Source organism: Amycolatopsis sp. N2S4-7 (assembly GCF_058119595.1).
Window position 1 is genome coordinate 10,194,877 of the sequence record NZ_CP172299.1, and the last position, 17,665, is coordinate 10,212,541.

15 protein-coding genes and 1 pseudogene are annotated in these 17,665 nt (G+C 69.3%); 8 read left to right on the forward strand and 8 right to left on the reverse strand.

Annotated features, from left to right (window positions below):
- Nucleotides 1–238 precede the first annotated feature (238 nt).
- Nucleotides 239–3,973, forward strand: coding sequence for an nSTAND1 domain-containing NTPase (locus ACH54P_RS48230; protein WP_489910030.1), 3,735 nt, complete (start codon nucleotides 239–241; stop codon nucleotides 3,971–3,973).
- A gap of 264 nt (nucleotides 3,974–4,237) precedes the next feature.
- Entirely contained in the window at nucleotides 4,238–4,582 is a 345-nt protein-coding gene (locus tag ACH54P_RS48235; RefSeq protein WP_489910031.1) for a hypothetical protein, read from the forward strand.
- A 151-nt stretch (nucleotides 4,583–4,733) separates the two neighbouring features.
- Here ACH54P_RS48235 and ACH54P_RS48240 read toward each other — a convergent pair.
- A pseudogene (locus ACH54P_RS48240) lies at nucleotides 4,734–4,886 on the reverse strand (IS256 family transposase); the annotation flags it as partial.
- A 767-nt stretch (nucleotides 4,887–5,653) separates the two neighbouring features.
- Here ACH54P_RS48240 and ACH54P_RS48245 point away from each other — a divergent pair.
- Nucleotides 5,654–7,687 (forward strand): carbamoyltransferase family protein, encoded by a 2,034-nt coding sequence (locus ACH54P_RS48245; RefSeq protein WP_489910032.1) that lies wholly within the window; start codon nucleotides 5,654–5,656, stop codon nucleotides 7,685–7,687.
- Nucleotides 7,688–7,777: 90 nt separating this feature from the next.
- Here the strand turns inward: ACH54P_RS48245 and ACH54P_RS48250 are convergent, their stop codons facing one another.
- The 3 genes from ACH54P_RS48250 to ACH54P_RS48260 form a co-directional block, all read right to left on the reverse strand.
- Entirely contained in the window at nucleotides 7,778–8,983 is a 1,206-nt protein-coding gene (locus ACH54P_RS48250; RefSeq protein WP_489910033.1) for a NucA/NucB deoxyribonuclease domain-containing protein, read from the reverse strand.
- 8 nt (nucleotides 8,984–8,991) lie between these two features.
- Nucleotides 8,992–10,017 (reverse strand): FG-GAP-like repeat-containing protein, encoded by a 1,026-nt coding sequence (locus tag ACH54P_RS48255; RefSeq protein WP_489910034.1) that lies wholly within the window; start codon nucleotides 10,015–10,017, stop codon nucleotides 8,992–8,994.
- Nucleotides 10,018–10,330: 313 nt separating this feature from the next.
- Nucleotides 10,331–10,939 (reverse strand): TetR/AcrR family transcriptional regulator, encoded by a 609-nt coding sequence (locus tag ACH54P_RS48260; protein WP_489910035.1) that lies wholly within the window; start codon nucleotides 10,937–10,939, stop codon nucleotides 10,331–10,333.
- A 100-nt stretch (nucleotides 10,940–11,039) separates the two neighbouring features.
- Between ACH54P_RS48260 and ACH54P_RS48265 the strand changes: the two genes are divergently transcribed.
- Together ACH54P_RS48265 and ACH54P_RS48270 are read left to right on the forward strand one after the other, a co-directional pair.
- A complete protein-coding gene (locus tag ACH54P_RS48265) occupies nucleotides 11,040–12,173 on the forward strand; it encodes an FAD-dependent oxidoreductase (RefSeq protein WP_489910036.1) in 1,134 nt (377 codons plus the stop codon).
- Complete coding sequence (locus tag ACH54P_RS48270; protein WP_489910037.1) at nucleotides 12,170–12,787, forward strand: DUF3159 domain-containing protein; 618 nt, start codon at nucleotides 12,170–12,172, stop codon at nucleotides 12,785–12,787. Before ACH54P_RS48265 ends, ACH54P_RS48270 begins: the two co-directional genes overlap by 4 nt.
- Nucleotides 12,788–12,824: 37 nt before the next feature.
- Here ACH54P_RS48270 and ACH54P_RS48275 read toward each other — a convergent pair whose 3' ends face one another.
- Nucleotides 12,825–13,241, reverse strand: coding sequence for a winged helix-turn-helix transcriptional regulator (locus ACH54P_RS48275; protein ID WP_489910038.1), 417 nt, complete (start codon nucleotides 13,239–13,241; stop codon nucleotides 12,825–12,827).
- 98 nt (nucleotides 13,242–13,339) lie between these two features.
- On the opposite strand from ACH54P_RS48275, the gene ACH54P_RS48280 reads away from it, so the two are divergent.
- A complete protein-coding gene (locus ACH54P_RS48280; RefSeq protein WP_489910039.1) occupies nucleotides 13,340–14,257 on the forward strand; it encodes an alpha/beta fold hydrolase in 918 nt (305 codons plus the stop codon).
- Between the two features lie 158 nt (nucleotides 14,258–14,415).
- Here the strand turns inward: ACH54P_RS48280 and ACH54P_RS48285 are convergent, their stop codons facing one another.
- Both ACH54P_RS48285 and ACH54P_RS48290 read right to left on the reverse strand, forming a co-directional pair.
- Nucleotides 14,416–15,207, reverse strand: a complete 792-nt coding sequence (locus ACH54P_RS48285) for a response regulator (RefSeq protein ID WP_489910040.1) — start codon at nucleotides 15,205–15,207, stop codon at nucleotides 14,416–14,418.
- Nucleotides 15,204–16,304, reverse strand: a complete 1,101-nt coding sequence (locus ACH54P_RS48290) for a sensor histidine kinase (RefSeq protein ID WP_489910041.1) — start codon at nucleotides 16,302–16,304, stop codon at nucleotides 15,204–15,206. The genes ACH54P_RS48285 and ACH54P_RS48290 overlap by 4 nt, the downstream gene beginning before the upstream one ends.
- On the opposite strand from ACH54P_RS48290, the gene ACH54P_RS48295 reads away from it, so the two are divergent.
- Both ACH54P_RS48295 and ACH54P_RS48300 read left to right on the forward strand, forming a co-directional pair.
- Nucleotides 16,297–16,857 carry a hypothetical protein gene (locus ACH54P_RS48295; protein ID WP_489910042.1) on the forward strand — a complete coding sequence of 187 codons (561 nt, stop codon included), beginning with the start codon at nucleotides 16,297–16,299 and terminating at the stop codon, nucleotides 16,855–16,857. The genes ACH54P_RS48290 and ACH54P_RS48295 overlap by 8 nt on opposite strands.
- A gap of 45 nt (nucleotides 16,858–16,902) precedes the next feature.
- Nucleotides 16,903–17,304 (forward strand): hypothetical protein, encoded by a 402-nt coding sequence (locus ACH54P_RS48300; protein ID WP_489910043.1) that lies wholly within the window; start codon nucleotides 16,903–16,905, stop codon nucleotides 17,302–17,304.
- Here ACH54P_RS48300 and ACH54P_RS48305 read toward each other — a convergent pair.
- Nucleotides 17,259–17,639, reverse strand: coding sequence for a hypothetical protein (locus ACH54P_RS48305; RefSeq protein ID WP_489910044.1), 381 nt, complete (start codon nucleotides 17,637–17,639; stop codon nucleotides 17,259–17,261). The two genes, ACH54P_RS48300 and ACH54P_RS48305, sit on opposite strands and share 46 nt — an antisense overlap.
- Nucleotides 17,640–17,665 lie beyond the last annotated feature (26 nt).

Genomic DNA, 17,665 nt, shown 5'->3' on the forward strand with positions numbered 1-17,665 from the left:
CGTGGCGGCAGGTTTCGGCTGCGTCCCGGGTGATCGGGGTGGACACGGACGGTCGGTCGCCGCCGCGCAGGGGCAGGGCGCGACCGTCGCCTTGGCGGGGTTGGTCTGCGACCGGTCGATGAACACCCGGTTGGTGCGCTGGGCCTGGTGCCGTCGCCTCCGGACTGATTCGTCCGCACGGGGGATGTGCTGGACGTGGTCACGCCCACCCCCCAACAATGGATTCGGGGGTGGGGGAGTGCCACGTCGTGAGCAGCCGCTGCGGCTGGGGGACGAGTCGGTGCTGGCTTTCGCGGCGGATCTGCGCGCACTGCGGGCCAAAGCGGGCAGTCCGTCATACCGGGAACTGGGTCGGCGGGTGCACTACTCGGCGGCGTCGCTGTCCGAGGCGGCGTCCGGAAGGAAACTGCCCAGCCTGCCGGTCACCCTCGCGTATGTGCGCGGTTGCGCCGGCGATGTCGCCGCCTGGGAGCGGCGCTGGCGGCAGGTGGCGGAAGAGCTGGCCGGCCGGCCGTCCTCGGGTGAAGCGGACGGACAGGAACCGCCGTACATCGGGCTGAGTGCCTTCCGAGCGGAGCACGCGGACACGTTCTTCGGGCGTACCCGGCTGGTCGACGAGGTGCTGCAGCGGCTGGCCACGCACCGGCTCGTGGGGGTGTTCGGCCCGTCCGGCGCGGGCAAATCCTCACTGCTGCAAGCCGGCGTCATCCACCGATGGCAGGAACCGGCGCGGAACGTCGTCCTGTTCACACCGGGCGAACACCCGTCGGAACGGATGGACGCGCTGCCGGCGGGGAACGGCGAGACGCTGATCGTGGTGGACCAGTTCGAAGAGGTCTACACCCGCTGCCAGGACGCCGCCGAGCGCGACGAGTTCATCTCCCGGCTGGTCGGCCTGGCCGAAGACGCCGACAGCCGGTGCCGCGTGCTGCTCGGCGTGCGGGCGGACTTCTACGGCCACTGCATGGACTCGCCCGACCTGCTCGCCCACCTGCGGGACGCTCAGGTGGCAGTCGGCGCCATGACCGCCGAGGAACTGCGGGAGGTCATCGTCGAACCGGCCGCCCGCGCCGGAACGCGGGTGGAAGGCTCACTGCTCACCGCGCTGGTCGCCCAGGTCAGCGGGCATGCGGGCATGCTGCCGCTGCTTTCCCACGCCCTGCTGGAAACGTGGCGTCGCCGACGCGGCAACACGTTGACGCTGACCGGCTTCGAGGCCGCGGGTGGCATCGAGGGGGCACTGGCCAACACCGCCGAGGACCTGTACGCCGAGTTGGAACCCCGGCAGCAGCTGCTGGTGCGGCGGCTGTTCCTGAGGCTGACCGCGGTCCGGGACGACGTCGGCGACGTCACCGCGCGGGTCGCCCTGGACGAGCTGGACAGCGACCCGGAGCTGACGTTCGTGCTCGAGCGCCTGGCCGCGGCCCGGCTGGTCATGCTGGGCAAGGATTCGGTCGAGATGACGCACGAAACGCTGCTGCGGTCGTGGCCGCGGCTGCGTGAGTGGCTGGCCGAGGACCGTGACGGCCGCCGGGTGCACCGGCAGGTCACCGAGGCGGCCAACGCGTGGGAGTCGCTCGACCGGGACCCCGGCGCCCTCTATCGGGGCATTCGCCTGGATTCCGCCCGCGAGTGGGCCGGCCGCACGAGCGAGCAGCTGACCGCGCGGGAACGAGAGTTCCTCGACGCCAGCATCGCCGCCCGCGAACAGGAACAGGTGCGCGAGCACCGGCAGCGCCGCAGGCTGCGGCAGCTGGTCGCCGTGCTGTCGGTGTTGCTGCTCCTGGCCGTCGCGGCCGGCGTGTACGCGTTCCGGTCCGAGCTGGGCGCGGCCCGGGACCGGAACATCGCCGTTTCCCAGCGGGGGGCCATCGAGGCGTCGGCGGAGCGGGCAGCGCATCCGGCGCTGTCGGCTCAGCTGGCGCTGGCGGCGTACCGGATCTCGCCCACGCCGGAGGCCCGCGGCGCCCTGCTGAGCACGTCAGGTGCGCCGTATGCCACGCAGCTGCCCGGGCACCGGGGTGCGGTCGGCGGGGTGGCGTACTCGGCGGACGGCACGCTGATGGCCAGCGCCAGCATGGACCACACCATCCGGCTCTACGACGTCCGCGAACGCCACCACCCCAAGATGCTCGCCAACCTGGCCGGGCACCTGGCCGGCGTCAACGGCGTCGTGTTCGGGCACGGCGTGCTGGCCAGCGTGAGCTGGGACCACACCGTCCGGATCTGGGACATCCGCAAGCCCGCCCGTCCCGCCGACCCGATCACCCTGACCGGCCACAGCGACTGCGTGAACGCCGTGGCCATCACCGCCGACGGGAAAACGCTGGCCACCGGCAGCACCGATCGCACGGTACGGCTCTGGGACCTCTCCGACCCGGAACACCCGGCTCCGTTGGGTGATCCGATCACCCGGCACGCCGACACGGTGTTGTCCGTGGCGTTCCGGCCGGACGGCAAGCTGCTGGCCACCGCGAGCAGCGACCGGACGATCCGATTGTGGGACACGACCGACCCTCGCCGCCCGGTGGCCACCGGCGCCCCGTTGACCGGCCACGCGGGGGACGTCTCCACGATCACGTTCAGCCCGGACGGGCGTTCCCTCGTCAGCGGCGGCGCGGACCAGACCCTGCGACTGTGGAACGTCACCGATCCCGCGCACGCCACCCAGACTGCGTCGGCCTTCACCCGTGCGGCCGTGATCCGCGCAGTGGCCTTCGCCCCGGACGGGCGAACCGTGGCTGCCGCCAGCACCGACCAAATGGTCCGGCTGTGGACCGTCGGCAAAACGGAACTGGCCGAACTCATCACGTTCGCCGGGCACGCCGGTGCCGTGTACTCCGCCGCGTTCAGCCCCGACGGGCACAGCCTGGCCACCGGCAGCGACGACCGCGGAGTCCGGCTGTGGGACCTGGCCGGCACGCTGCTCGGCGGACACAGCAACGCCGTGTACCACGTGGCGCTGTCCCCGGACGGCAAGGCCGTCGCGACCGCCGGCTACGACGGCACGATCCTGGTGCGGAAGATCGCCACCCCCGACAAGCCGGTCGTCCTCGCCGCCCACCAGGGCCCGGTGAACTCCGTCGTGTTCGCCCCGGACGGCCGCACGATGGTCTCGGCCTCGGCGGACCACACCGTGCGCTTCTGGGACACCCACGATCTGCGCCACATCACCCGACAGGGCCCGGCACTGCCCGGCTTCACCGACGCAGTCAACACCGTGGCCTACAGCCACGACGGCAAACTGCTCGCCGCCGGCGGCAGCAACCGCGTCGTCGTACTGCTGGACGTCAGCGATCCGCGATCACCGCACACCGTTGCGACAATCCCGGTGGGCGCCGGCATCCAGGAACTCGCATTCAGCCCGGACGGTCGCCGACTCGCCGCCGCAGGCGACGACGGCAACATCTGGATCTGGGACATCACCCACCCCGCGGACCCGCTGGTGCCGTCACTGCTGAGCGGCCACGACAGCGACGTGAAGTCGGTGGCGTTCAGCCCGGACGGCCACTTCCTGGCCAGCGCCGGCCGCGACGCCACGGTACGCCTGTGGGACCTGGACAACCCCCGAGGCAGAGAAAGGTTTCCGCCGAACCCGAGCCCGGACAAGCCGCGGGACACGACCGGTCTGATCGTGCACCCGGACGTCGTCTATTCGGTGGCGTTCAGCGGCGACGGCGCCACGCTGGCGTCCGCGGCCGCGGACGGACAGGTGCGGCTGTGGGACGTCCACGACCGGGAACACCCCACCGCCCTGGCCGACCTGACCGGGCACACCGATCGCGTGTACTCGGTCGCGTTCGGCCCCGACGGGCACACCCTGGCCAGCGCCGGCCAGGACCACACCGCCCGGCTCTGGGACATCGACCCCGGCGTCGCCGGCGCCCGCGTATGCATGCTGGCCGACTCGCCGGTCGACCGCACCACCTGGGATCGCTATTTCCCCGGTATCCCGTACAACCCGCCTTGCTGAGCGTGTTCAGGTGGTGTTGTCCAGCAGCCGCGGCCTGGCCGCGCCGGTGACGAACCCGGCCTTGTTGTTCAGCGATTGTCGTTCGGGCAGGTCAAAGCCTCCACTGAACACCGCCGCGCCGGTATGACTTGATCGTCGAGAACGCGATCGCCCCGGCCACGGATTCGAGGTCGGGGGGCGTGCGATCGAGTGCAGGGGCAACGTGCCAGAAAGTGAACGTCCGGGCGCATTCGGGCGGCCGGGCACATCAACGGAGGGGGCTGTATGAGATCCGAGCGGACGACAACGACGAAGCCGAGGAAGACCCGGACCGTGGCGCTGCGCGTGCTGCCGGTCGCCGCGGCGGCGCTGGCGCTGGCGGCGGTCGCGCCCACGGCGGCCCAGGCGGCACCGGCCGGGACCACGCAGACGCAAGCGGTGCTCGCCGCGGTCGACGGGCCGGGCCCGGGGCCGGTTGGCTACTACTTCACGGGCTACTACGTGTGGAAGTCCGACTGCGAGAACCGCGGACGCGATGGTGTGGGCCGCGGCGAGTGGCTGGGCTACGTCTGTATCAACGGCAGCTGGGTCCCCGGCGACGACTACGAACTCTGGGTCCGCTACTGGTGACGTCGCCGGGCGGACATGAGGGCGGCGCGGCACCGTTTCCCGGTGCCGCGCCGCGCTGCGGAGGGGCCGCAGGAGCACCGGTCCGCCGAGCTGCTCGGCGGTGATCTCGCGCCGTAATGGGGGAATCGGCGCCGACGAGCCGGACCCGCGGGATCGCCGAGGCGAACCGCTTCCGTTCGCCGGTGTCGGGATCGACACGGCGGTCGTTGACCCGCGGTGCGGTCACCTGCACCGCGCCGGCGCTGGTGAGCACCTCGCGTGGTGGGTGGGAGCCGTTGCGCACGACCAGGCGATGACGTTGCTCATGTCAGGTACTCCCGGTCCAGCTCGCGGACCGTCGGCTTCGCGCTTTGCCGCGGACCCGCCGACCCATCCGGCGCGGAGGCTTGCCCCGGCTCGCCGCAGCCGGTCAGCGCCAGGGCCGAGGCCGGCAGGACCGCCACGAGCGACACCGGCTTCTCGTCCCTGCTTTCCCGGTTCCGGATCGAGGCCGCGGGTCTCTTCGGGTGGTGCACCAGGCCCCCTGATCGTCGCGAACGCAAGCTGGGGGAAGGGCCGACCATCGCGGACACCTCCGAGCGGCCGCCGCTCCCGAGTCCCGTGAGCAGCTGCGCGCGGATCCCGGGCCGGGGCGTCGATGCGGACCCGAAGGACCGGCGGTTGAAGCGAAACGTCGCAGCGGAAACCGGGGGCGGGCGATCGGGTGACTTCCCTTGACTTGATCTTGGCCAAGGTCGGCCGTTCCGGTCGATTCCGTCGGCCGTAATATCAGTTCCTGTCCGCGCTCGACAAGCCCGCTTCCGGTGCTAATCGTGCCCGAAGTAATGTATGTCAAATTCGCGGGGAAGTACTTGACCCGCTAAACCCCCCGGCTACAATAAGCAGGACTGGGGTTTGCGAATTGTGTGAGGCGGATCGCTCGCGTTCGACACAGACCGGACATTTCGGGTGAAGCTGTCGATTCCGGCAAACCGGTGGGGTGTCACCTGAGTCTGCTCATCCATGTCCCGCGCGCACTGATTCTGGGGTTGGTTCATCATGGCGGGCGCCCGGCCCGCGGAGGGGGACGGCATGCTGGTTCTTGGCCTGAACGGGAATGTGTCCGCGGCGGACGCCGACGTGGTGCCGAACCTCGGCGAGCACTACCTGCACGACGCCGCCGCCACCCTGGTCCGTGACGGGGTTCTCGTTGCGGCGGTGGAGGAGGAGCGGCTCAACCGGATCAAGAAGACGACGAAGTTCCCCGCCAACGCGATCCGGGAATGTCTCGCGAGCGCGGGGGCCACTCCGGCGGACGTCGACGCGATCGGCTACTACTTCACCGAAGACAGCATCGACGACATGTTCCAGCAGCTCTACACCGAGCACGCGAGGGTGCCGACGCGGTATTCGCGCGAAATGATCCTGGAACGTCTTCGTCTCGACCTCGGCTGGGCGGCGCCGCCGGACATCCTCCACTACGTGCCCCACCACCTGGCGCACGGGATGTCGACGTACTACCGGTCGGGCATGAGCGAGGCACTGATCGTCGTCATGGACGGGGCGGGCGAGCGGAACTGCACCACGATCTACCGGTCGAACGGGCCGGAGCTGCTCGAGCTGGGGTCGTATCCGGCGTCGAAGTCGCTCGGCATGTTCTACCTGTACGGAACCCGCCACCTCGGCTACGGCTTCGGTGACGAGTACAAGGTGATGGGTCTCGCCCCCTACGGCGACCCGGCCACGTATCGCGCGCTCTTCTCGACGCTGTATTCGCTCGGCCCGAACGGTACCTACGAGCTGGTCCCGCGCGGGGGCGTGGTCTACCGGACGACCGCGGTCCTCCGGGAGCACGGTCTCCACCCCCGTCGTCGCGGTGAACCGTTCACGCAGGCGCACATGGACTTCGCGGCGAGCCTGCAGGAGGTCACCGAGAAGATCGCGATGCACGTGCTCGGCCACTGGGCACGCTGCACGGGCCTGCGGAACCTGGCGTTCGGCGGCGGGGTCGCCCACAACTCGACGCTCAACGGCCGCATCCTCTCCTCCGGCCTGTTCGACGAGGTGTTCATCCACCCGGCGTCGCACGACGCCGGGTCCAGCGAGGGTGCCGCCCTCGCTGTCGCGCGGGACCTCGGCGAACGCGTCTGGCCGCTGCCGCGGCTGACGAGCGCGAGTCTCGGCCCGGAGCTGGGTGACCTCGACTCGCTGGAGCGGACGCTCAAGTCGTGGAGCCCGCTCGTCGACGTCGAGCGGGCCGACGACATCGTCGAGGCCGCCGCGCACCTGCTCGCCGCCGGCGAGGCGATCGGCTGGGCGCACGGCCGTTCGGAGTTCGGGCCGCGTGCGCTGGGCAACCGCAGCATCCTCGCCGACGCGCGCCCGAAGGAGAACCAGACGCGCATCAACGCCATGGTGAAGAAGCGCGAGAGCTTCCGCCCGTTCGCCCCGGTCGTAACCGCGGAGTCGGCCGCGGACTACTTCGATCTGCCGGAGACGGTGGGACACCACGACTTCATGTCGTTCGTCGTGCCGGTGCGCGCGGACCGCCGGGAGCTGCTCGGCGCGGTGACCCACGTCGACGGCAGCGCGCGCGTCCAGGTCGTCACCGAAGAGACGAATCCGCGGTTCCACCGGCTCGTCACGCGCTTCGGTGAGCTGACCGGCACCCCGGTGCTGCTCAACACGTCGTTCAACAACAACGCGGAGCCGATCGTGCAGTCCGTCGAGGACGTCCTCGCGAGCTACCTCACGACGACCCTCGACGCACTGGTGATCGAGGACTTCGTGGTGCGCAGGCGGACCGAGCTGCCGTTGGCGCTGGAGGACTTCACCGTCGGTTTCCGGCCGGTGACGAAGGTCGTCCGCCGGCTCGCTCCCGAACCCGGCGGCGGTCCCGGAGTCTCGCACGAGATCTACCTCGACTACACCGCCGGTCCCCGTGCGACGATTTCGGCCGCGATGTACGACCTGCTGATGGGCGCCGACGGGGTCACACCGCTGGGCCGGCTCGGCGTCGAGCTGACCGAAGACCTCCTGACCGAGCTTTACGGCCTGTGGCAGGGGCGCTTCCTCACCGTCGGTCCCGTTGATCCGGAGAGGAGGAGGGCCGGCAGAGGAATATGAAGGCCAGGCCGCACCGATCCGGTTGGTCATGCCCGGGCGGACCCGTTGTCGAGATCGTTCTCGCCGTGAGGTCCGCCCGGGTGCTCTCGCCTAGCGCACTACGACGTAGAAGCCGTCGCCGTCGAGCATGTGTTCACGGCCGTACCAACTGGCGAGCAGACGGCCGCCTGCCTCGTTGTGGGTCGCCGCGATCGCTCTGACCGCGTAGCTCCACTTCGTGCTTTCGTCGACTCGCGCGGAATTCTGGTAGGTGCTGGCGAACGGGTATTCGTCGCACTGCCGAGAATTCCCGTTCGTGTCCTTGGTGTACTTGGCGCCCCATCCGGCCTTGCACACCCGCCGGATCTTGTTCCTGGAGCCGTTCTTCGTGTTGCCGACGTCGTAGCCGGGGTAGAGGTAGGTGAGCGTGGTCTCGCGGAAGCGGCCGGGCACCTCCTTGCCGATGAGCCCGGGCTTGGTCCTGGTGATGTCCTCTTGGGCGTCCTTGATGAACGCGGCCGACTCCCCGTAGCCCGGATCGTGAAGGTCGAAAACCAGCGTGGGCGTGACCGTCGTGAAGACGCAATGGCTGCCTCGTGTCGCGTAGGTCGCCGAGTCGCAGCGGAAGAACTCCTGCGGTTGCCTGACCACCGTCGGCAGCCCGGCGAACACGGCCGATTCCACCAAGTTGAAGGCGAAGAAGCCGCGCTTCTCGACCTTGTACTTCTCCTCGGGTACAGAAGTCGTGGAGGTCGTCGCGTCCCAGTAGATCGGTTCGGCACCGGCCGGGCTCCGCCACTCGGCGACCGTCCTGTCCACCGGGGCCGTGGGATGGTTGCACGCACTCACGCGTTGCGGGTCGTTGTTGAAGCATTCGAGCCCGAACGTGATGTGACCGTCGGAGATCTCCTCGTCTTCGGTGTACAGGTACTTGACCCGGAGGCCGAACCGGATCCGGCTTTCCTTGTCCTGCGCCACACCGATGAGCGTGCTGCGGAAGTAGCCGCGTCCGACTTCCTTCGGTGCGCCGTCGACGAGCTTCCGGTAGATGATCCGGAGGATGACGCTCCGGCAGATGTTGAACCTGTTCTTGAACCAATACGGGCCGGGGTCGGTGTAGTTCTGGTCGCACTCGTCGAACGTGACGGGGTCGACCGGGAGTTCGGCGTCGTTGAGCCGGGAGTCGGCGGTGTAGGCCACCGCGGCCGTCTGCGCCGTGGTGGCCGGGACGGTGCCGGCGGACACGGTCTGCGGGCTGATCAGCAACGCGGTGACGAGCGTCAGCACGCCGGCCAGCTTCAGGGAACGTGACTTCATCGCCGCCCTCACGTGATCAGATCCATGATGTTCCAGCCCGAGCCGACCACAACCGGGCTGCCCAGTACGGGGGCGTGGTTCCAGCCGAGGAACGGGTACACCGTCAGCTGTCCGTTGGGCAACCGTTTCAGCACGTCGTCGGTGCCGCTGCTGTCGGCGTCGACCAGCGAGATCCACGAGGTGGTGGGCTGGGCGAACGTCCCGGGCGGCGCCAGCGTCTTACAGTCGGTGTGGAACGTGTCCAGGCCGCTGAACTTGTTCGTGTGGGCGCACCCCATCATCTCTCCGGTGGCGGTCGAGACGCCGACCATGTCGGCGTTCTCCCGGCTCCACGTCGGCATCAGCTGCCACAGCGGCCGTCCTTTCCGGACTTGGACGCGCGCCTTGAAGGTGGAAGTGCCGTTGAAGGTGCCGCTGTGCGGGTAGACCCACCAGTTGTCCTGGGCGTCGATGCTGATGATGTCGTCGAACCCGTCGGTGGTCACGTCGGCGAAAGTCATCCACACCATGCTGTTCCAGCCGGTGCCGATCTGGATCGCCGGCTTGAACGTGCTCCCGGCGTTGAGGACGCCACTGTGCGGGTAGACGAAGAGCGCGCCGTCGGACGCGCGACGACCGATCAGATCCGCGGGCGGCTCACTGACTTTTTCGTACTCGTCGCCGTCGCCGGTGATTTCGGCGGTACCGACCCAGTTCATCGAGTTCCACCCGGTGCCCACCAGCGTTTTCGCGTTGAACGTGGACGTGCCTTGCAGTTTGCCCGAGTTCGTGTAGACCCACAGCGAGCCGTTGTTCAGGTCGGGCTGACGGGCGAGCAGGTCCGGCACCCCGTCACCGGTGAGGTCGTGGGAGTGGGTGCCCGATCGCTGCACCCGGTCTCCGGCCGCGGCTGGGCCGAGGTCGCCGCGGTGAGGGGCGGCCGGAGACCCGGTGTCGGCGGAGGCCGACACCGGCAGCAAGCAGGCTGCGGTCATCGTGGCGGTGAACGCGATCGCCCGGAACAGCTTTGATCGCGCGTTCATCCGCGTCTCCATCGTGTACCGGACGCCTTGGCGTTTCGGATCTCTTGCCGGGTGAGTCCCACGAGATCTCCTTCGTGTCGCCGGGTCCGGTTGGTCCGGACCCGCGACCAGCGCCACGCTCGGCGAGCTCGCTTCGTTGATACTCGGCGGCCTACGCCACTCGAATGGTCCAACGTCGGCCGAGCAGACCCGGTCGCCGACGATCTCGCCGCCCCACCCACGATCGACTGTGCGGAGACACGGCCAACGATCGACGCGTGGGACCACGTGGCCTCACCGGGCGCGGAGGCAAGCCGAGGGCCGCGGGGCCACCGTCACACCGCGGTCAGGATGATGCCGTGGGTCCGGTCAGGCAGTGCTGGACGAGGGGGCCGAACCGTTCGACCAGTTCGTCGACGGGGGAGGACGCGATCGGTTCGATCCGCATGATGTACCGCGCCACCGTGAGACCGAGGATCTGGACGTTGACCATGGCGGCCCGCAGGGCGGCGTCCGGTGTGCCGAGCAGCGTCGCCAGCCGGTCGGTGATCTCGCGGTCGATGAACTCGCGCAGCAGTGCTTCGGACCGGGCGTCGGTCGGGGCCGATCTGGTCAGCATCACCAGGGGGGTGCGGCCGGACTTGTCGAGGTTCTCCACCAGGGTCCGGACGATGCGCTCGCCGATGGTGTCGAGGCCGCCGGCGAAGATCGACTCGATGGCCGGGGGGACGGTGCCGGACATCTCGACGGCGGCGCCGAACAGGGCCTGCTTCGTGCCGAAGAAGTAGAACACCATGGCCGGGTCGACCCCCGCCGCGGTGGCGATCGCGCGCACGGTCGTGGCGCGGTAACCGTGTTCGCCGAACAGTTCGCGCGCGGTCCGGAGGATGCGCTGCTTGCTCTCCGCGCCGGACCGCCAGCGTCCGGGGCGGCCGTGGGTGCCGTCTTCCGTCATGACCACCGGAGCCTAGCACCCTTTCTTCATCGATCGGTGGAGTTTTGCCCGAACCCGCCGTAGCGTGTTCTTCATCAGGTGGTGAAGAAAGGGTGCGGACATGAGAGTGATCGTGATCGGGGCCGGTCTCGGCGGGCTGACGCTGGCCCACGGGCTCCGCCGGGCGGGCATCGACGTCGCGGTGTACGAGCGGGACGGCGCGCAGGGACGTCCGCAGGGCGTGAGCCTGCACGTCGACGACCGGGGCGTGGCGGCGCTGAGGGCGTGCCTGCCCCCGGCGCACGCCGCGATGGCGGAGGCCACCATGGGAGGGCCGCGCGAGCAGACCCTGATGCTGTCCGATGTGGCGGGAGAGCTGACGGTCGTGGGCGCTCAGCCGTCCGACGGTTCGGCCGGCCGGGCGCGGCCGGGCCGCCAGGTCGACCGGCCGTTGCTCCGGGCGGTGCTGCTGACGGGGCTGGACGACGTCGTCCGGTTCGGAGCGGAGTTCACGCGATTCGAGCAGCGCGCCGATGGCACGGTCCGGGTCTTCTTCGCCGACGGTGGAACGGACACCGGGGACGTCCTGGTCGGCGCGGACGGGATCGGTTCGGCGGTTCGCCGCCAGTACCTGCCGGATGCGCGGGTGGCCGACACGGGACGACGCATGATCATGGGCGCGACTCCGCTGCGAGCGGTGGCCGGCACCGGGTTGCCGGGGCTGGTCGGTGACAGCCCGGCCGCCGCGCGGGTGGGCGCCGCGACGATGGTGCTGGGCGTGCTGCGGTTCACCCGGCGGCCGGTGACCGCGCGGGAGGAGTTGCTGCCCGCGCTGAACTCCCGCGCTGTCGTCGACGCCGAGGACTACGTGATGTGGGCCCTGCCCAGCACACGAGAACGGGTCGGCTCACCGGCCACGGTGTGGCGCCAGGCCCGGAACCTGGCCGCGGACCTGCACCCGACGTTGCGGCTGATCGTCGCCGAGGCCTGGCCGGACGTCACGGCCGCGCTCCGGATCGGGACGATCCCGCCGGTGCCCGCCTGGCCCGCCAGTCCGGTGACGGTCATCGGCGACGCCATCCACCTGGCCCCGGGTTTCGGTGGCAACCTGGCGATGCGGGACGCCCGCCGCCTCGGGGAGGTGCTGGCCGAGGCGCACCGTGGCCGGCTCGGCCTGCTCGACGCGATCGGCGCCTACGAGGACACCATGCGCCGCACCAGCTTCACGCCCGTCGCGGCGAAGGCGAGCGCATGAGCCTCGACGTGCTGACCCGGAAGTCCCTGTCGTTGTTCGACGCGGTGGGCGGTTGGCGCACGGTCGTCGAGGGCGTCGCGTCCCGGGTGGTGTTCCTGGTCGCCTACCTGCTGACCGGCCGGGTGTGGACCGCCGCGCTGATCGCCGTCGGCGGGGTGGCGGTGCTCGCGGCCGTGCGGGTGTGGACCGACCGGCGCTACTGGTCGGCGGCGATCGGGCTGGCCATCGTCGGGGGCTCCGCCCTGCTGGCCGGGACCACCGGGCAGGCGATCAACTTCTACCTCCCGGCCGTGGTGATCCAGGCCGCTCAGGGGGCGGTCTTCCTGCTGTCGATGCTGGTGCGGTGGCCGGTGGTCGGGGTGGTGATGGGGGTGGTGCGCCGAGACCGGTTCGGCTGGCGGCGCGACCCGGCAGCGCGGCGGCGCTACCAGCTGTGCACGGCGGTGTTCGTGGTGAAGTGCGCCATCGCGACGGCGGTGCAGGTGCCGCTGTACGTGGCCGGCCAGACCACCGCACTCGGCATCGCCGCCACGCTGCTGGGAGGTGCGCCCTCGGCGGGCGCCTGCCTCTACCTGTGCTGGCGGATACTCCGCGAAGCCCCGCGGACCGCCTAGCGGCCCCCGCCGGGTGCGTGTGGTTCGCGGGCGACCCTCACTCTCCGTCGGCAGGATCGATCCGGGCGTCGCTGGCCGCGTTGGCGCAGTCGATCTCCGCCATGTGCTCCTCGGCCCAACTCCGGAGTGCCGCCAGCGGGACCTCGAGCGACGAGCCCAGGTCGGTGAGCCGGTAGTGCACGCGTGGGGGCACGGTGGGCTCCACCCTGCGAGCGGCGAGGCCGTCGCGGATCAAGCTGTGCAGGGTCACCGACAGCATCTTCTGCGAGACACCCGGCATCCGGCGCCGCAACTCGGCGAAACGCACCTCGTGCGGAGCAGCTTCCGCGAGGACCTTGACCGCCATCGAGGTCCATTTCGTGCCGATGCGGTCCAGCAGCTTGCGGGTCGGGCACCCGGGATCGAACAAGTCACCGCGCCCGCTTCCGGCCGGGCGCGTCGCCGGGGAGGTCACCTGGAGCTCACCACCTGTGGAGAAGGTGCCGTCTTGGCAGCACACCTGAAGTTACCTACCGTTCCCTGGTAACCAATGGTAACTCCCTAGGAGGCGACGTGCTCGGCACGCCATTCGCGACCACTTCGGCAAGGCCCGGCGCGGACATCGTGCTGCGGCGGATCGCCACCAACGGCATCCAAGCCCACGTGGCCGTCGCCGGCGCCGGACCGGCAATCCTGTTGCTGCACGGCTTTCCGCACACTTGGCGGCTCTGGACCGAGATCATCGGCCCCCTGGCCCGGCACCACCACCGCGTCATCGCCCCGGATCTGCGTGGGCTCGGCGCCAGCACCCGCGCGGCGGAAGGGTACGACGCCGGCACGCTGGCCGCCGACGCCGAAGGCCTCCTCGACGCCCTCGGCGAACCCGACGCCGCCGTGGTCGCCATCGACGCCGGCACCCCGGTCGCCTTCCTGCTCGCCATGCGGCGCCCGGACCGGGTCCGGCGACTCGTCGTGATGGAGTCGCTGCTGGGTACTCTGCCGGGCGCCGAGGACTTCCTCGCCGCGGGGCCGCCGTGGTGGTTCGGGTTCCACTCCGTTCCCGGGCTGGGGGAAACGGTCCTGCTCGGACACGAGGCGGAGTACCTGGACTGGTTCCTTGCCGCAGGCACCCACGGGCGGGGTGTGCCGCCGGAGATCCGCGACGCCTTCGCCGCTGCCTACACCGGGCCCGACGCCCTGCGCTGCGCCTTTTCCCACTATCGTGCCCAGCCGGCCAGTGCGCGCCAGATCGGCGAGGTCGTGGCAACCGGCCGGCTCACGACGCCCACGATGGCGATCGGCGCCCACCCGGTCGGCCGCGCACTGGAACGGCAGTTGCGCCCGATCGCCGATGACCTCACCGGTCACCTCATCGAGGACTGCGGTCACATCATTCCGCTGGACCGCCCCCAGGAGCTGCTCCGCCTCCTGGCTCCCTTCCTCGCCGCCGATCTGCCCGCCGGATCACCTGACCGCACCGGTCCGCGGTAGCACGGTCGTACCCACATCGGCAGAAGAGGACGTTTGAGCGGTGGTGTGAGTTCCGCGCGGCGCTGCAGCGCATCGACACCTGGATGAGCTTCCGACGGTGGTCGGACACTGTGGCGTTGCCCCGGTTCTCCGGACCCTGATGTGAGGTGGCTGGAACTTCAGGCACGTCGCTCGCTCTTGGCCAGCCAGGACAACGCTCGTCTGAGCAGTCCCCTCGCGGGCCGGTTTCCGGGTTGGTCGTTGACGAGATCACCGGGTCCGACGCCGTACTCGTGGCGCAGGTCGCCGAAGCCGCGTTGGCGGTTCTCCATTTGTTCGCCGAACAGCTCGAGGATCTTGCGCTTGTGCTCCTCGATCGTGCGCTTCGACTTGTGAAGGCGGTCGGCGACCTCCTGGTCGGACAGACCGCGGTCGAGCAGCGCCAGTGTCTCCTCGAGTGGCAAGGACAGCCGGACGTCGCGGCATTGCCTGATCAACTGGCGTAGGGCGTCGTGCAGGGCGGAGGTCACGATGGTGCCATTGCGGCCGATCTCGATCACCGCTTGCGCCAGTGTGCGGTCGTCGCCGAGGTACTTGCTGACGTACCCGGCCGCGCCGGCGGCCACGCAGCGTGCGATGGGTTCCGGCCGCGCTTCGGCGGTGTAGATGAGGACGCGCTGGCCGTGCTCGTGCACGAGTTTGCTGATGGCTCGCACGCCTTGTAGGACTGCCGTATCGCCGGTTTGCCGGTTCAGACACAGATCCAACACGACGACGTGGCAACCGTTCTGTTGGAGATGAACGAAGTCGTCAATGGTCCCCCAACTGCCCACTTGGGTCAGCGGAAATTCGCCGACTTGCCCGAGACCCTGCCGGTAGCGAGGCTCATCGTCGATGAGAACGTAGTGCACTGGTTCGTCCGGCGCTGCCAGAGGCAGAGCGGAAGGCGGTCCACCGGTCGCATCGTTCATTGCTTCCTCGGCACGGTGATGTGGACTTCTGTGCCATGGCCGGGCGCCGACTCTATCCGGCTCACGCCGCCGACGACGGCGAGGTGCCGGACGAGGACCTCGGCGATGCCGAACCCGGGTGGAGTTGTCGACATGTCGAAGCCTGGGCCATTGTCGCGAACAGTCACCATGACTTTGGTGTCGTCACCGTGGGCGGTGACGACGATGGCCGCGCCCGGCGCGTGCTGCTCTGCGTTGGCCAGCGCGGTGTCCAGAGCACGGTGCAAGTGGTCCAGCACGTCCTCCGGCAGCTCGATCGACGGCTCGAGGTCGATGACGGCCCGCACGTTGGGACGCGGCCGGAGGTCCAGCACGGCTTGGATCCGGTCTCGCACGCGCAACGGGTGCTGAGTGCCGTCGACGAACGAACGCATATGTTCATACGTACGGCCGGCCTGCGCGACCATCGCCAGCCGTGCGTCGAGGTCTGCGTCCGCGAACCTGTCCAGCCGCAAATACGGCAGGAGGTCGTGGACGATGGCCCTGCTCCGGTCGCGTTCCAGCTCGGCCACTCTCGCCTTGGCGCCGTCAGCCGTATCGGCAAGCCGCCGCAGGTAGCTCATGAACAGGTACGACACCATCGCGAACCCTGGATAAGCCAGTGCGTTGGCGATCGAGGTGGCCTGTCCCGCAGGGGTGCCCGTCAACGGCAATGCGACGACCCCGCCGTAGGTTGCCGCGATCAGCGCCGACGTGACGAGTGCGTATTGCCAGCGAGCCAATGCTGCACCGATCAGGACCGTGGTGGAGAGCGTCACCGGGTAGGACCACATCACCCAGACGTTTGTGCGGTCTTCGGGAGCGACGTAGATCAGTGATGAGCAGAGCACAAGCAGGGCGGCACCGAAATCCGCCGAGACCGGCCACTGCAACGGCCGTATGGATCGCCGCCGCACCAGCCACGAACAGAGCGCAAGAGATTCGATGAGCACGAGGAAGAGGACGGCGAGATCCACTCCGGGTGCGGTCGATGTTTGCAGCGAGCCGCTGCTCATGGCGACCACCGCCTGCGCCAGATCGAAGGCCCGGATACCGGCGAACCCCCAGACGATGGTCATTTCCACGTCCGCCCTGGTGGCGGCGAAGTGTGAAACCGACGGCGACGTCATGCTGTCCACCATGCGGAAGGTCGCCAGATCGACATCCGGCAAGCACCGTGTTTTCCCGGTGGAAACCGAGGTGGGCGACGCAGATGATTATCTGACATTCCATCACCGTCCAGATCCGCGAAAGGATCGCTATGAACACCACTATCGACACAGCCGCTCTTCCTGTTACGGGCGGCAGACGGCGAGCGCGAAGTCTGTTGGTGATCGGTGCCGCCCTGATGGGTGCGTTCCTGCCGTCGCCGCCACGCCGGCATCGGCAGCCGCCATCCTCGGGGGCGTGGACATGCAGGCAGCGTGCAACAACCAGTACCCCGGACAGGGGCGGCCGGCGAAGATCAGAACTTGGAACGTCTACGGTTGGAAATGTGTCACCGGCGTGGTCCCGGTCGCGGATGGTGACATCGATGTGTGGAGACAATGTCGTACGCAGTACAACAGGGCGAACGCCTACGGCGGCTTCAGGAACTACTACGACCCGTACAGCTGGTTCTGCGCCTACTGATCTCGATGGACACGTTCGGAACGATTTAATCGAGAGGTGAGAGTGATGTCCTTCTTCAGTAAACGCAAGGTGGACCAGCCGCCGGCGGTCAGTGTCGACGCCATGCAGGCAGTGGAATCGGACTTCACCGAGAGGTTCAAGGTGTGGATGGGCGCTGTCGAGCGAGCCCAGGCTGATTCGGATGCGGACGTTCTGACCCCTGACATCCTTTCCAGGGCCGGGGCGATTCCTGTGCCGCAGGCGGGCGCCGGGCTGAACCGCACGCAGCAGGTCTACATCTGGTCATATGCGCGCAGTTTCACGGAGCGGATGCTGGAGAACAAGACGATCGAGGCTTCGGCGGCCGTGTATCGACTGGAAGACTCGGGAGCCGATGCCACGCATGCGCGCCGGACGGCCGACTATTGGGCCAGCGTGGCAGCCCAGGTGGCGCAGTTGCTGGCCTGAGGGGGGCCAGTCGCCGGACGGGACTGTAAACGATCGACCGGCTGCGGCGCCGGTCCCCACGGCTTGAAGTGCGCGCCGAGGGACCGGGTCCGGAGGGGATAGCCGAACGCCACCGCGCAGGTGGGCGTGGTGATCACGCAGCCGCCGGCGTACTCGGCTGCCTCGAGGCCGGCGCCAGCGCGAATGCGGAACGGCGCCCCGAGGTTCAGGTTGAGCAACGCCGCCGGCATCGGCGGCAGCGTCAGCCGGGCGTACGGCGACGCACCCTCCGGGTAGTAGAGGTCGGCCACCAGCCCGTCCAGCGGTGGCCGCGGCACTCTGGACAGGTACTCCACGCTCCCAGCATCGCCGACGCCAGCCG

Excerpts from the sequence above, each read along its gene's own strand:
- ACH54P_RS48255 (WP_489910034.1), bottom strand. The coding sequence starts at position 10,017 with ATGGAGACGCGGATGAACGCGCGATCAAAGCTGTTCCGGGCGATCGCG.
- ACH54P_RS48290 (WP_489910041.1), bottom strand. The coding sequence starts at position 16,304 with ATGACCATCGTCTGGGGGTTCGCCGGTATCCGGGCCTTCGATCTGGCG.
- ACH54P_RS48285 (WP_489910040.1), bottom strand. The coding sequence starts at position 15,207 with ATGAACGATGCGACCGGTGGACCGCCTTCCGCTCTGCCTCTGGCAGCG.
- ACH54P_RS48260 (WP_489910035.1), bottom strand. The coding sequence starts at position 10,939 with ATGACGGAAGACGGCACCCACGGCCGCCCCGGACGCTGGCGGTCCGGC.
- ACH54P_RS48265 (WP_489910036.1), top strand. The coding sequence starts at position 11,040 with ATGAGAGTGATCGTGATCGGGGCCGGTCTCGGCGGGCTGACGCTGGCC.
- ACH54P_RS48250 (WP_489910033.1), bottom strand. The coding sequence starts at position 8,983 with ATGAAGTCACGTTCCCTGAAGCTGGCCGGCGTGCTGACGCTCGTCACC.
- ACH54P_RS48295 (WP_489910042.1), top strand. The coding sequence starts at position 16,297 with ATGGTCATTTCCACGTCCGCCCTGGTGGCGGCGAAGTGTGAAACCGAC.
- ACH54P_RS48300 (WP_489910043.1), top strand. The coding sequence starts at position 16,903 with ATGTCCTTCTTCAGTAAACGCAAGGTGGACCAGCCGCCGGCGGTCAGT.
- ACH54P_RS48235 (WP_489910031.1), top strand. The coding sequence starts at position 4,238 with ATGAGATCCGAGCGGACGACAACGACGAAGCCGAGGAAGACCCGGACC.
- ACH54P_RS48245 (WP_489910032.1), top strand. The coding sequence starts at position 5,654 with ATGCTGGTTCTTGGCCTGAACGGGAATGTGTCCGCGGCGGACGCCGAC.
- ACH54P_RS48270 (WP_489910037.1), top strand. The coding sequence starts at position 12,170 with ATGAGCCTCGACGTGCTGACCCGGAAGTCCCTGTCGTTGTTCGACGCG.